The organism is Streptomyces sp. NPDC059787 (assembly GCF_042732315.1).
Taxonomy (GTDB): domain Bacteria; phylum Actinomycetota; class Actinomycetes; order Streptomycetales; family Streptomycetaceae; genus Streptomyces; species Streptomyces atrovirens.
This window is the reverse complement of record NZ_JBHWHX010000003.1, coordinates 174,878-187,966: the sequence shown is the minus strand read 5'-3', so window position 1 is coordinate 187,966 and position 13,089 is coordinate 174,878. Positions and strand designations below refer to the sequence as shown.

Below are 13,089 nucleotides of genomic sequence, written 5' to 3'. Positions count from 1 at the left end.
GAAAGCGATGCCGCACACGACGGAGCGGAGGGTTCCGAGGGAGGGGACCTCGCCCTTCCTCCGGCCGTACGACTCCACGATCGTCGCAAATCGGCGCGGTGCAACCCGGGCCGAGGCCCCCGTCCGTAAGCCGGTCCATGTGTCGCGACGGAACCCGTGCGGTGCGACGGTATTGACAGGGACTTCAAGGCAGCGGCAGGGCAGGAAGGCGGTGGTGACCGTGGAGTTCCCGCTGGTCGTGGGTGTCGACGGATCGGATTCCAGCCTGGAGGCCGTGGACTGGGCGGTGGACGAGGCCGCGCGCCTCGGGCTGTCCCTGCGGCTCGTCCACGCCTCCTTGTGGGAGCGGTACGAGGGGGGCCTCCCGTCCTTCAGGACCGGCCGTCCGGCCGAAGAGGTCATGGCCGAGCACATCGCCGCGTCCTGCGCGGAACGCGCCCGGCTGCGCGACCCGGAGGTGAAGGTGTCGAGCGACGTACTGCCCGACGACGCCGTGTCCGCGCTCCTGCACGCGGCTCACGAGTCCTCCGCCCTGGTCACGGGCTCCCGCGGCCGCGGGAGGATCGCGGGAATGCTGCTGGGATCGGTGAGTCTCACAGTGGCCGGTCGTGCCGTGTGCCCGGTGGTCGTGGTACGCGGCGGGGAGCGGAACCGGCAGGGCTCCTTCGGCCGGGTGGTGGTCGGCCTCGGCGACTCCGCGGAAGGCTCGGCCGCCGTGCGGTTCGCCTTCCGCGAGGCGCAGGCGCGCGGCTGCGACCTGCACGCCGTACGGGCCTGGCGCCGCCCCGCCCACGAGCACGTGGACCATCCCCTGATCGCGGACGATGCCGCCGGTGCCGAGGAGGAGCGCGCCTCCGCCCTCCTCACCGACGCGCTGCGCGACGCCGGACGCGGCCACCCGCAGGTCGAAGTACGTCGTCAGGCGGTCGAAGGCCCCGCCCACAAGGCCCTCCTGGACGCCTCCTCCGACGCCGACCTGGTGGTCGTGGGGGCGCGCAGGCGCCACGGCCACGTCGGTCTGCAGCTCGGCAGGGTGGCACACGCCCTGCTGCACCACGCCGAGTGCCCGGTGGCCGTCGTCCCCCAACGGGCCTGACCCGGACGTGCCTCCCGTGCTCCTGCACATGGGGTGAGGGGAGAAGGAGAGGACGCGGCGGATGTCGGAGTGGACCTGGGAGTACGAGGGGTACGACCCGGCCGGCGAGCGGCTGCGCGAGTCGCTGTGCACACTCGGCAACGGCTGCTTCGCCACACGGGCGCCGTGCCCGAGAGCAGGGCGGGCCTGGCGCATGACCCGGCCACCTACGCGGCCGGGGTCCACAACCGCCTGGAGTCGGCCGTGGCGGGACGGCGGGTGGTGAACGAGGACCTGGTGAACCTCCCGAACTGGCTGTTCCTGCGGCTCCGTCCGCGCTTCGCCGACGGGTCGGCGGGACCGTGGTTCTCTCCCGACACGCACCGGCCGCTCGACCACCGGCACAGTCCGGACCTGCGCCGGGCCACCCTGACGCGTACGTCCCGGTTCCGGGACGACGAGGCGGGCGTGCTGGGTGTGGAGCAGGTCCGGCCGGGGGCACACGGACCCTCACCTGGCCGCGCTGCGGACCGAGTCGTACGGGACGGCGAGGAACGCTCCCTCCCGGCCGCCGGGGTGGTCCCCGGGGACATGGTCCTGGTGGCCGGGGGCGACATCGTGCCCGCCGACGGGGACGTACTGTCCGCTGCCTCGCTGCTGGCGGACGAGTCCTCGCTGACGGGCGAGTCCGTTCCGGTGGAGAAGGAGCCCGGCGGTGACCCCTCGCACGGCACGGTGTCGGCGGGCACGGTCGTCGTGCACGGCCGCGGACGCGTCGCGGTCACCGCCACGGGAGCCCGCAGCGCGCTCGGCCGGATCGCGACCCTGATGGGTGCCGCGCCCGGTCCGACCCCGCTGCAGCGCCGGCTGGCGGGATTCGGCCGGATCCTGGCAGCCGCGATCGTGGCACTGTGCGCCCTGGTCCTGGCTCTCGGGCTGGTGCGCGGACAGCCCGTGGAGCTGATGATCGTGGCGGCGATCAGCCTCGCGGTCGCCGCCGTACCGGAGTCCCTGCCCGCCGCCGTGACGCTCGCGCTCGCCCTAGGGGGGGCACGACGGACGGCGGACCGGCACGCCATCGTCCGCAGGCTGCCCGCGGTGGAGACGCTGGGCTCCGTCACGGTGATCGCCACCGACAAGACCGGCACCCTGACCGAGGGCCGCATGGCCGCCGAACGGCTGTGGACGCCGCAAGGAGAGGCCACGGTCCTGGGCACCGGCTACGAGCCCCGGGGCCGGGTCGTCCGCGACGGGCGGGCGGTCACGGCCGACGACGCACCCGACCTGGCGGCACTGCTGCGCGTCGCCGTGCTGTGCAACGACGCGGCGCTGGAGCCTCCGCCGGACGGCCCCGCGGAGTGGCGCGCGCTGGGTGACCCCACCGAGGCCGCCCTGCCCGTGGCGGGGGGCGCGGCTCGGGCCGGACCGGGCGTCGCTGGACCGCGCGCTGCCACGCGTGGAGGAGATCCCGTTCGACAGCGGCCGCAAGCGCATGACGACCGTCCACCGCCGGCCGGACGGAGCAGTGCGGGTAGCGTACGAGGGAGCTCCGGAGTCCCTGCTCGGGGCGCGGGTCCTGGCCGACGGCCCGGACCTGCTCGCCCGGGCGGCGGATCGGGCGGAGGCACCGGCACGCGACGGGTACCGGGTGCTCGCCGTCGCGTCGGCCGACCACGAGGAAGCGTCGGAACCGTCCGGAACATGGGAGTCGGTTCTGTCGCTGCTGGGCCTCGTCGGGATTCTGGACCCGCCCCGCAGCGCGTCCGAGCCGACGATCGCCGTCTGTGAACGCGCCGGCATCGTCCCCGTACTCATCACCGGCGACCCCCCGCTGACCGACCGGGCCGTGGCGGAGCGCCTCGGCATCGCCTCCCGGGAGGAGGAGATCACCACCGGGCGACGGATCCGGGAAGGCGCTGCGGGCGAGCTGACCGGCGTACGCGTCTACGCACGGACCACTCCCGAGCAGAAGCTGGACATCGTCGAGGCCTGCCCGGTGCCGCGCTCGGTGCGGAGCCCGTCGCCCCGGAGGCGATGCGCCGTCCGCCCCGGCCTCCCGAGGAGAGCATGCTGGGTTCCGGCCTGTGGCCGCGCGTCCTGCTCATGGGGGCCTTCGTCGCCGCCGTGACCCTGGCGGCCGGGGTGTGGGCCCGGGAGACGGGCCGCCTCTGGCAGTCCATGATCTTCCTGGTCCTCGGCGCGACCCAGCCGGGCGTCGCCCTCGGCTCCCGCGTTCGTCCGGGAAGTCTGGCCAACCCGTTCCTGCTGGTCGCCGTGGGCGCGGCTCTGAGCCTCCAGGTGGCCGGCGTGTATGTGCCCCCTCTCCGGGACCTGCTGGGCACGGAACCGCTGTCGCCCGGGGACCTGGCGATCGCCTGCGCGTTGTCCGGTCGCGGCCATGTGGTCATGCGTGCGCAGGCACGCCTGTGGCCGGAGCGGCAGCCGCGCGCCGCTCCGGACACAGGCGGCGCTCCGGGGGCCGGCGCTCCCGGTCCACCCGGACGGAACGGCCCGGATGAGCCCGCTCTTCCCGCGCTGGGCAGCCACGTCCCTGGCCTTCGGTCCGCCTCACGCGGCGGGGCGGACGCCTGCCGGGTTCGCCTCCCTGCCCCGCCGCCCCGGGCCGGGGGCACAGCCACTCGCAGCCGGTTCTCCGACGGTTTCCGGGGTTCCGCCGGAGACCGTCAGGCACCTCGTTCGTGTCCGCCCGGGCGCACGGCGTGGTGCCGGACCACGGTCGCGGTGAAGGCACAGGTGGCGGCAGCGGTGAGGGCCAGGAGCAGGTATCCCCAGGTGTAGTCGTCGGCGATGCTGTAAACCGCGCCCATGACCAGGGGCGGGAAGAAGCCGCCCAGTCCGCCGGCGGCGCCGACGACACCGGTGACCGAACCCACCCGGTCGGCGGGTACGAGGCGGGTGACGAGGGCGAACACGGCGCCCGATCCGGCTCCCAGGGCCGCGGCAATGCCGAGGAAGGCCAGGGTGCCGGTCGGGACCAGGGGGAGTTCCAGGGAGGCGAGGAGAGCGAGTGCGGCGATGGCGGCGTACGCCCCGATGAGCACGGGGACCGGGTGCAGCCGGTCGGAGAGCCAGCCGCCCACCGGACGCGCGGCGACCGCGAGGACGACGAAGCCGGCGGTGCGCAGGGAGGCGTCGGAACGCCCGAGACCGTAGGCGGTGGTGAGGTAGGTGGGCAGGTAGACGCTGAAGGCGACGAACCCTCCGAAGGCCACGGCATAGAGGAAGGCCAGCTGCCAGGCGGTGGGCATCCGCAGGGTGGCGGTGGTGCGCGCGAGCAGGGAGCCGCCCGGGACGGCGCGTTCCGGCTGGTCGCGCAGGAGGAAGTGCGCGGTGACGGCGTAGCCGGCCAGGATCACGGCGACGAGGGTGAAGGGAAAGCTCCGGTCGACGGCGTCGGCCAACTGCACGGTGGTGAACGCCGAGACGGCGGTGCCGCCCGTGCCGATGCCGAAGATGCCGAGGGCCAGGCCGCGTCGTTCGGGCGGGTACCAGGCGTTGACGAACGGAACACCGACGGCGAACGTGGTGCCGCCCAGCCCGAGGAAGAAGCCGCCGACGAGGAACTCGGCCAGGGAGTCGGCCAGATGACCCAGGTACAGCACGGGCAGGACGGTCAGGGCGGTGACGAGGGGAAACATCCGGCGGGCACCGACGCGGTCGGTCAGTGCCCCGACCGGGATCCGGCCGAGCGAGCCGACGAGCACCGGCACGGCCACCACGAGTGACTGTTCGAACGAGCTGAGACCCAGGTCCTCGCGGAGCGTCGGGCCGAGCGGCCCCAGCAGGGCCCACGCCCAGAAACCGGCCGTGAACCCGGCCGTGGCCAGGGCCAGCATGCGCGTCGGCTGCGAGGACCGGCTCACCGGCTCTCCCTCTCTTCGGACACCGGCGGCACACGAAAACGGCCCGGGGCCGGGGACGCACGGTCCCTCACCCTCCCGTACGCGGTGCGGCCGCACCTGAGGCCTCGGGGCGCTCTGCTTCTCCAGACCGGCGGGAACTTGCACATAAAGGGATATTTTGCAGTGCGGGTGTCCTTCTCACGTCGCGGCCACGCGGACTGCCGTGACCTTGTACTCGGGGCAGGACGTGACGGTGTCCGCGACGTCGGAAGTGAGGCGGTTCACCCCGCTCGCGGGGAAGTGGAAGGAGCAGAAGACCTGCCCGGGGGCCGTCTGCTCACCGACGCGGACGACGAGCCGGGCCCGTCCGTGCCGGCTTTCCACGGTCACGTCCTGGCCGTTCCGCAGGCCGTACCGGCCGGCGTCGTCGGGGTGAAGGTCCAGGAAGTCGACCGGATCGAGCGCCAGGTTGCCGCCGCGCCGCGTCATGCTTCCGGAGTTGTAGTGCGCCCAGCGCCGCCCGGTGACCAGGACCAGCGGATAGTCGTCGTCGGGTTGTTCGCCGGGCGGGAGGTAGGGGGCGGCGGCCAGGTGGGCCCTCCCGTCCGGTGTGGCGAAGCGCTCCGTGTACAGCTTGGCCTCTCCGGGGCCGCCGGGGGAGCGGCAGGGCCATGGCACGGAGCCCTCCCGGTCCAGGCGGTCGTGGGAGAGTCCGGCGAAGACGGGCGCGAGCCGGCCGCATTCGGCGAGGGCGTCGGCGGGAGTCGGGCAGCCCGGACCGGCTCCCATGGCCTCGGTGACGGCCCGCAGGATGTCGAAGTCGGTGCGGGCCCGGCCCGGCGGGGGCACGGCGGGGCGCACGCGCTGGAACCGGCGGTCGAAGTTGACGAAGGTGCCGTCCTTCTCCAGCCAGGACGCGGCGGGCAGGACGACATCGGCGTGCCGGGCGGTCTCGGACAGGAACAGTTCGTTGCAGACCACGAGCGGACAGGCGTCCAGGGCCCGGGCCACCTGGTCGGCGTCGGGGTCGGTCGCGCAGACGTCCTCGCCGACGATCCACAGCGCCCGTAGGTCCCCGGCTCGCGCGGCGGCGAACATGCCCGGGATCCGAAGCCCCGGCCGCGGGGGGACGGGTGCGCCCCAGACGTCCTCGGCCCGCGAGCGGGCGGCGGCGTCGGTGACCTTGCCGTATCCGGGCAGGAGGTCCGGCAGGGCGCCCATGTCGGAGGCGCCCTGGACGTTGTTCTGGCCGCGCAGCGGGTTGACCCCGTAGCCGCGGTCGGTGCCCACGGCGCCGCGCAGGATCGCCAGGTTGGACAGGGACCGCACCCCGTCGGTGCCGTGGAGGTGCTCGGTCACGCCCAGGCCGTAGACGATGGCCGGACGCTCGGCCCCGCCGTAGAGGCGGGCGGCGGCGACCAGGTCCGCGGCGGGTACACCGGTGAGGTCCGCGACCCGGTCGGGCGGGTAGTCGGCCAGCAGTTCGGTGAGTTCCGGCAGCCCGGTGGCGCGTTCACGCAGGAACTCCTCGTCGGTCAGCCCTTCGGCGAGCAGGATGTGGGCGAGCCCGTGGAAGAGCGCCACGTTGGTGCCGGGACGCGGACGCAGGTGTACGTCGGCGTGCAGGGCGAGGCCCACGGCCCGTGGATCGGCGACGACCAGCCGGGCTCCGCGGAGAACCTGCCTCAGCAGCCGGGCTCCGACCACCGGGTGGGCCTCGACGGGATTGGCCCCGACCACCAGCAGGCAGTCGGCCCGCTCCACGTCGTCGAAGGTGTCGGTGCCGCCGGAGAGCCCGAAGGAAGCGGTGAGGCCGGCGGCGGAGGGGGAGTGGCAGAGACGGGAGCAGTTGTCGACGTTGTTGGTGCCGATGACGACCCGCATGAACTTCTGTACGAGGTAGTTCTCCTCGTTGGTGGCGCGGGCCGAGGAGATCGCCGCCACGGCATCCGGGCCGCCCGCGGCGACGGCGGTCCGCAGTCCCCGGGCGACGTGGGCCAGTGCCTCGTCCCAGCCGGCCGGCTCCAGCACGCCGTCGCGTCGCAGCAGGGGCCGGGTGAGCCGTTCCGGGGAGGTGCGGAATCCGTGGGAGAAGCGGCCCTTCACGCACGCGTGGCCGCGGTTGACCGGGCCGTCCCGGGCGGGCAGCACCGCCGTGACCTCATCGTCCCGCGTGACCACGTCGAGGGCGCAGCCCACACCGCAGTAGCCGCACGTGGTGCGCGTCCGGTCCTCCGCCGGGTGGAGCGCCGAGGTGAGTCCACGCGCCGGTCCGGGCTGGCTGATCGCCCCCGTGGGGCAGGTGTCCACGCAGCCGCCGCAGGCCACGCAGTCCGACTCGATCCAGGGCCCGCCGGTACCGGGGGCCATGACCGTGTCGCCGCCCCGGCCGACCAGGGTGAGCGCGAAGGTGCCCTGTACCTCGGAGCACATCCGCACGCACCGGCCGCAGGCGATGCACAGGTCCCGGTCCAGGTGGACGTACGGGTGGGAGTCGTCCACGCCCCGGCCTCCGGCACCCTGTGCCGCCTCCGGGCCGATGCCCGCCGACCGGCAGACACGGGCCAGTTCGCCGGGACCGCCGTCGGCGAGGGCCCGGGGCGGCAGTGCGGAGACGATGACCTCCACCGCGTCCCGGCGCAGCCGCACGACATCGTCGCTCCCGGTGTCCACACGCATGCCGGGGGAGGCCGGAGTGACACAGGCCGCCACGATGCGCCCCCCGGCCCTCACGAGACACGTACGGCATGACCCGGCGGGACTGAGCCGGTCGTCGGAGCAGAGCGAGGGCAGCTCGACACCGGCCGCCCGCACCGCCGTGAGCAGGGACGACTCCTCGGACACCGTGACGCCGGCGCCGTCGACCTCGATCATGAGTCCGTTCATGGCCCCCATCCCGCCGGCCGGTTCCCGTAGGCGCGGGCGAGGCTGTGCACGGCGGGCGGAATCCGCCGCCCGAAGGCACACAGGCTCGCCTCGGTGAGGAGCCGCGACAGCCGCTCCCACTCCTGGTCCGGCGGGGCACCGGCCAAGGCCCACTCCAGACCGAGCCGCGAGCCGACGCGGCAGGGCGAACACGCGCCGCAGCTCTCGGCCGCGGCGAACTCCCATACGTGACGCAGTACGTCCTCCGGTGCCACGCGTTCGTCGAAGGCGACGAGCCCGGCGTGCCCGAGGGCGGCGCCCCGGGCCGACAGTCCCGCCTCCGACAGCGGCACGTCCAGTGCGTCGGCGGCGAGGAAGCCGCCCAGCGGTCCGCCGACCTGGAGCGCCGTCAGCGCGGCTCCGTCTTTCAGGCCGCCTCCCAGCCCGGTGACGATCCGCCGCACCGGCGTGCCGAGCTCGACCTCGTAGCAGCCCGGCCGGGCGAACCGTTCCGAGAGGCAGACCAGCTTGGTTCCGGTCTCGCCGGACGTACCGCGCCGGGCGTACGTCCGGCCGCCGCGCCGGACGATCCAGGGGACGGCCGCCAGGGTCTCGACGTTGTTGACCACGGTCGGCGCGTCCCACAGGCCGTGCTCGGTCGGGTACGGCGGGCGGGGCCGGGCGCATCCGCGTTCGCCTTCCAGTCCCGCGATGAGCGCGGTCTCCTCACCGGCGATGTAGGAGCCGGCGCCCCGGACGACGCGGATGTCCAGGGAGGTGGCCGTCCCGTGCACCGACGGCCCGAGATGCCCGTCTGCGTACGCCCGGCGCACCGCTTCCCGTATCCGCGCCAGTGCGGCCGGGTATTCGGAGCGCACCAGCACCACGCCCTGGCGGGCCCCGCACGCGAAGCAGGCCAGGGCCAGACCCTCCAGGACGCGTCCCGGGTCGGCCTCCATCAGCAGCCTGTCGGCGTACGAACCCGGATCGCCTTCGTCCCCGTTGGCGACCACCACGGTTCCGGGGGCGCGGCCCGCCGCCTCCCATTTCGCCGCCACGCGGAATCCGGCACCGCCGCGTCCCCGGAGCCCGGACGCCGCCACCTCGCGGTGGACCTCTTCCGGGGTGCCGGACGACACCGTCCCCGGCCACACCTGCCACGCCGGCTCACCGGAGAGCACGCCGCCCAGCAGGACCGGGTCACCGGTGTCGTCGACCGCCGGGATCCCCGGCGCCCGCGGTGGCTCCCGTCCCGCGAGCTGAGCCGGGAGGGTCGCCCCGGTACACGGGGTGTCGCCGTCGAGCGCGGCGGGCCCCGCATAGCAGTAGCCCAGGCAGCGGACGGTCTGCACCGACACGTCACCGCGGGGCGAGGCGGTGTGCGCGGCGACGCCCAGTGCGCGCTCCACCTCCGCGAGGTGCCCTCCGCCCCCTGCGGCGAAGCACGCCGTCGCGGTGCACACCCGCACATGACGGTCGCCGTGCGGGGCGGAGAGGTCCGCGTAGTAACTGGCGGGTCCCAGCGCGGCGGCAGCGGGCAGGCCGGTACGGGAGGCGACAGCCGGCGCCCAGCTTTCGGGGCTGTCCGGTGTTCCGGCCCTGGCCTCGGCCAGGGACTCGATCAGCCTGTCTCCCGGCCGCCCACGCCGGTCCGCCAGCGCCCGGAAGGCGTCGAAGGTGCGAGCGGATCGGATGAGCGCCATGCATTCATCGTGGGGGAGAGCGCACGGGACCGCAGCCTGAGGGGCCGGCACGGACGGGCGCCGGCAGCGAAGACCCCGAGGACAGACGTGGGCGGCGCGGGTCGCCGACGAGATGAGGCACATGTGAGGAGCTGGTACGGCTCCTTGCCGAGACCCCGGTGCCGGGCACCGGGGCAGTCCTCTTCGTCGAACACCGCGTCCCCCTGACGCAATGGACGGTGATCGGCGGGCTTGCTGTCAGGCGGCGCGCCTGAAGCGGTTGGCCCGGGAACGGGCGGGCAGCCTGAGGAGTTCGTGCAGGGCGGCGCCGGTTTCGGCCCGGCGCCGCAGCTTCTCCCGGTCGACCCGGTGGACGCCGTGCCGGTCCCCCCACTCCCTGGCATCGCGGGTGAAGCTCCCGTTGGTGATGACGACAGCGTGATCCGCTCCGTGAGCCGGACCCGCCGCCCCCCTCACCGCGTACATCACCGAGGACCCGGTCTTCCCGCCGACACGGGTGTGCCTGGTCTGGACGGCGATCCGCCCGAACCGAACCCGTTCACCGATGACGCCGGCGGCCGCAGTCGACGTGAACTCACCATGGGGTGTCCGCGACTTCAGCGTCCGCCGCTCGGCCTCCGGGACCCGGAGGGCCGGCTTCCCGACCGGGCGGTCGTTCGCGGAACCGGACGAAACCCGAGGGGCCTGACGGCCCCGTGGAGAGGACCCGTCGGCCCCGTGGGGGGGACCCGTCGGCCCCTGCGCACATGCTGCTGCCGGCGTGACGCTGAGAGCGGGGGAAAGGGCCCTTCACGGGAGGTGGATGTCATGCTGTCGCCTGTTGTCGTCGGCGTGGATGGTTCGGCCGAGAGTCTGGCAGCGGCCGAATGGGCGGCCGGTGAGGCCGTGCGCAGCGGGCGGTCGCTGCGGCTGCTGCATGTACGGAGCTGGCGCCCGTCTCAGGGCGGACCGGAGATCGCGGGCGCGGCCGAGCGGCACCTGGCGCGACGCGTCCTGCGGCAGGCCGAGGAACGTGTCCTCGCCGTGTGCCCCGGGGTGCGGGTGTACGACGAGCAGGTCGAGGGGCCGGCCTCCGCCGCCCTGATCGAGGCGGTGGGCGACGCCGAGCTGCTGGCGCTGGGCTCGCGCGGGCTGGGCCGCATCACCGGACTGCTCGCCGGTTCGGTCGCGCTCGGCGTCGTGGCGGAGGCGCCGCGGCCCGTGGTCCTGGTACGGGCCGATGGTGCGGGCGAGGGCCTGGGAGGAGCCGGTCGGCGGGACGTGGTGCTGGGTGTCGACGTCACCGAACCGTGCGACGAGGTGATCGAGTTCGCCTTCGAGGCGGCCCGCACCCGGGGCAGGCGGTTGAGGGCCGTGCACGCCTGGCGCGCGCCCGACCCGCTCACCCTGGGCGCCGGCGAAGTCGGCCTGGTGGGCGATCCGCAGCGGGCCGGGGAATGGCTCGGCTTCCTGTCCGCCGTGCTCCAGGTCTGGCGCGACAAGTACCCCGATGTCGAGGTGCTGGAGTCGGTGGTGCGGGGCAAGCCCGCGGACGCGTTGACGAAGGCGGCGTCCGGAGCGGAACTGCTCGTCGTCGGGCACCGGCTCACCGACCGCCCGGGGATGCCGCGCACCGGCCCGGTCACCCATGCCGTGATCCACCACGTCACCTGTCCCGTGGCCGTCGTGCCCCACCACTGAACCACCGAAGGCCGTCCTCGTGCTCAGGCCGGTGGTGGTCCCTCCGGGCGGTTCGCGCGGGGACGACGCCGAGGCGAATCCGTCCGAGCACCGACGGGACATCCACGGCATGCTCGCCTGCGCCGTCATGCGCCTCCTCGGCACCCCCGCCGTGTCCGGCACCGTCTCTCACGGCGAACTCCTGCCGTCCTCCGCGCCGTTCACCGACGCAGCGGACAACATCATGGGCGGCGCCCGGGCCGGCGACGCCGCCGTCTCCGGCATCGGTGCCCTGAACGGCTGGACCACGCTGCGCGCGGAGACGCCCTGCGCGGCATCCCGCGACGGATCCTTCCCGCAGCCTTCGCGAGGCCGCACGGCGGCCAGGACGTCCCGGTGTCCGGCGTCGTGGTCTCGACCGTGCCGGCCTCACCGATCACCGTCTTCCGCCGCACCCGCTTCGACGACGTCTTCACCGGCACCGTGCTGCTGAGCGTGTCGAAAGCGGTGCCCCCGGATGCCGCGTACGCCATCGCCCGCGGACTGCCGGGGACGCTCGTGCGACCTGAACTCGCCATCGGATGACAGACGGCCGGCCGCGAACCGGTGAGCCGGATGCCGGGACCGTCGGCTTCCGGGCGAGGACCAGCGGCCCCTGCTGCCACGGCCCCGCGGAACGAACACTTGGAGCAGCCTGAAGGAGGTTCACCATGACCCGCACCGTCACCGTCGGACTGGACGGCTCGCCCGCGAGCGTGGCTGCCGCGGACTGGGCCGCGCGCGAGGCACGGCTCAGGGACCTGCCCCTGCGGCTCGTGACCGCAGGGGAGTGGCAACCCCCCGCCTACGCGCCGACGGCCGGACTCGGCGTGCCGGTGCCACCGAGTGACCTCCAGCACGCATGGGCACAGCGCCTGCTGGACGAGACGCGGACCCGCGTCGCCGAGCGCCGTCCCGGGCTGCGGATCGACACGGACGAGATCTCCGGGCTGCCCGTCCCGGCTCTGCTGAAGGCCGCCGAGGACGCCGAGCTGCTGGTACTGGGATCCCGTGGACTGAGCAAGACGGCGGGATTCCTGCTCGGTTCCGTCTCCCTCTCCGTCCTGGCCTCGTGCAGGCGGCCCGTCGTCCTCGTCCGGGCCGCCGGACACGGCGAGGAGGAAGCCCAGCCGAAGCCCCTGGCGCGCGGACTCTCCGCCGCCACCGACCACCGCGACGTCGTCCTCGGTCTCGACCTGCACAAGACCGACGACGCGGTGATCGACTTCGCGTTCGACGCGGCTTCGCGGCGCGCCGCACGCCTGCGGATCGTCCACGGTTGGACGCCGCCGCCCTACCACTACGGCGGCCGGCTCATGCCCGACCTGAACGACCGCACGGCCACACAGGTCGGGCGCGAACTGTCCGACGTCCTGCGACCGTGGCAGGAGAAGTACTCCGCCGTGGAGGTCGGCACGCAGGTCACGGTCGGTGGTGCGGGTCGCCACCTGGTCGACGCCTCCCACGACGCCGCTCTCGTGGTCGTGGGCCGGCAGATCCGCCGGGCGGCGGTCGGCGCGCACATCGGGCCGGTGACCCAGGCGCTGCTGCACCATGCCGCCGCTCCCATAGCGGTGGTTTCCCACGACTGACCGGAAGAAGCGCGCAGGACGACGGAGGTTCCAGGAGGACGTCGCCCCGAGTGACCGGCGCGTGGCGGTGGAAGGGGCGGCGCACGCGACCTCCCCGGGACCACGCCGTCCCATCCGGCCGGCACGGAGCAACCGGTCCCTGCGGCGACGCGCCTGTACGGCGTTGGAGCGAAAGCGCCTCCCCCCGCTGTGCCTTCCCTCTTCGTGCGACCGGTGCCCGCGGTGCGCAGGTTGGCCAACCGGCGGCAATGAGTCACCTGACCCCGCCTCGACCGACCACCGGGTGGACGCAA

General features: G+C 74.2%; 9 protein-coding genes and 2 pseudogenes. 7 read left to right on the top strand and 4 right to left on the bottom strand.

The features are described from left to right. The first annotated feature begins 220 nt into the window (after positions 1-220). The 4 genes and pseudogenes from ACFV5H_RS04585 (at position 221) to ACFV5H_RS04570 (ending at position 3,874) form a co-directional block, all read left to right on the top strand. Positions 221-1,096 carry a universal stress protein gene (locus ACFV5H_RS04585; RefSeq protein ID WP_385051071.1) on the top strand — a complete coding sequence of 292 codons (876 nt, stop codon included), beginning with the start codon at positions 221-223 and terminating at the stop codon, positions 1,094-1,096. A 61-nt stretch (positions 1,097-1,157) separates the two neighbouring features. After that, positions 1,158-2,209, top strand: a pseudogene (locus ACFV5H_RS04580) (HAD-IC family P-type ATPase); the annotation flags it as partial. A gap of 238 nt (positions 2,210-2,447) precedes the next feature. Beyond that, on the top strand, positions 2,448-3,203 hold the full coding sequence (locus tag ACFV5H_RS04575) for a hypothetical protein (protein ID WP_385192910.1): 756 nt from the start codon (positions 2,448-2,450) through the stop codon (positions 3,201-3,203). Continuing rightward, complete coding sequence (locus ACFV5H_RS04570; RefSeq protein ID WP_385192795.1) at positions 3,110-3,874, top strand: cation transporting ATPase C-terminal domain-containing protein; 765 nt, start codon at positions 3,110-3,112, stop codon at positions 3,872-3,874. Before ACFV5H_RS04575 ends, ACFV5H_RS04570 begins: the two co-directional genes overlap by 94 nt. On the opposite strand, the gene ACFV5H_RS04565 is transcribed toward ACFV5H_RS04570, so the two are convergent. The 4 genes and pseudogenes from ACFV5H_RS04565 to ACFV5H_RS04550 form a co-directional block, all read right to left on the bottom strand. After that, positions 3,760-4,932, bottom strand: a complete 1,173-nt coding sequence (locus tag ACFV5H_RS04565) for a nitrate/nitrite transporter (RefSeq protein WP_385192908.1) — start codon at positions 4,930-4,932, stop codon at positions 3,760-3,762. The genes ACFV5H_RS04570 and ACFV5H_RS04565 overlap by 115 nt on opposite strands. A gap of 204 nt (positions 4,933-5,136) precedes the next feature. Further along, the gene (gene fdhF / locus ACFV5H_RS04560) at positions 5,137-7,824 is read right to left on the bottom strand and encodes a formate dehydrogenase subunit alpha (protein WP_385192792.1); all 2,688 of its coding nucleotides are present in this window, start codon (positions 7,822-7,824) and stop codon (positions 5,137-5,139) included. Beyond that, a complete protein-coding gene (locus ACFV5H_RS04555) occupies positions 7,821-9,506 on the bottom strand; it encodes an NAD(P)H-dependent oxidoreductase subunit E (RefSeq protein WP_385192790.1) in 1,686 nt (561 codons plus the stop codon). Before ACFV5H_RS04555 ends, fdhF begins: the two co-directional genes overlap by 4 nt. 237 nt (positions 9,507-9,743) lie before the next feature. Next, positions 9,744-10,064, bottom strand: a pseudogene (locus tag ACFV5H_RS04550) (restriction endonuclease); the annotation flags it as partial. 249 nt (positions 10,065-10,313) lie between these two features. Between ACFV5H_RS04550 and ACFV5H_RS04545 the strand changes: the two are divergent. The 3 genes from ACFV5H_RS04545 (at position 10,314) to ACFV5H_RS04535 (ending at position 12,796) form a co-directional block, all read left to right on the top strand. Then, on the top strand, positions 10,314-11,186 hold the full coding sequence (locus tag ACFV5H_RS04545; RefSeq protein ID WP_385192787.1) for a universal stress protein: 873 nt from the start codon (positions 10,314-10,316) through the stop codon (positions 11,184-11,186). A gap of 375 nt (positions 11,187-11,561) precedes the next feature. Beyond that, positions 11,562-11,750: a hypothetical protein gene (locus ACFV5H_RS04540; protein WP_385192785.1), complete on the top strand. Its 189-nt coding sequence runs from the start codon at positions 11,562-11,564 to the stop codon at positions 11,748-11,750. Between the two features lie 125 nt (positions 11,751-11,875). After that, positions 11,876-12,796, top strand: coding sequence for a universal stress protein (locus ACFV5H_RS04535; protein WP_385192783.1), 921 nt, complete (start codon positions 11,876-11,878; stop codon positions 12,794-12,796). The last annotated feature ends 293 nt before the right edge of the window (positions 12,797-13,089 follow it).

Coding starts and splice junctions, on each gene's coding strand:
- ACFV5H_RS04535 (WP_385192783.1), top strand. CDS start 11,876: ATGACCCGCACCGTCACCGTCGGACTGGACGGCTCGCCCGCGAGCGTG.
- ACFV5H_RS04565 (WP_385192908.1), bottom strand. CDS start 4,932: ATGCTGGCCCTGGCCACGGCCGGGTTCACGGCCGGTTTCTGGGCGTGG.
- ACFV5H_RS04555 (WP_385192790.1), bottom strand. CDS start 9,506: ATGGCGCTCATCCGATCCGCTCGCACCTTCGACGCCTTCCGGGCGCTG.
- ACFV5H_RS04545 (WP_385192787.1), top strand. CDS start 10,314: ATGCTGTCGCCTGTTGTCGTCGGCGTGGATGGTTCGGCCGAGAGTCTG.
- ACFV5H_RS04570 (WP_385192795.1), top strand. CDS start 3,110: ATGCGCCGTCCGCCCCGGCCTCCCGAGGAGAGCATGCTGGGTTCCGGC.
- fdhF (WP_385192792.1), bottom strand. CDS start 7,824: ATGAACGGACTCATGATCGAGGTCGACGGCGCCGGCGTCACGGTGTCC.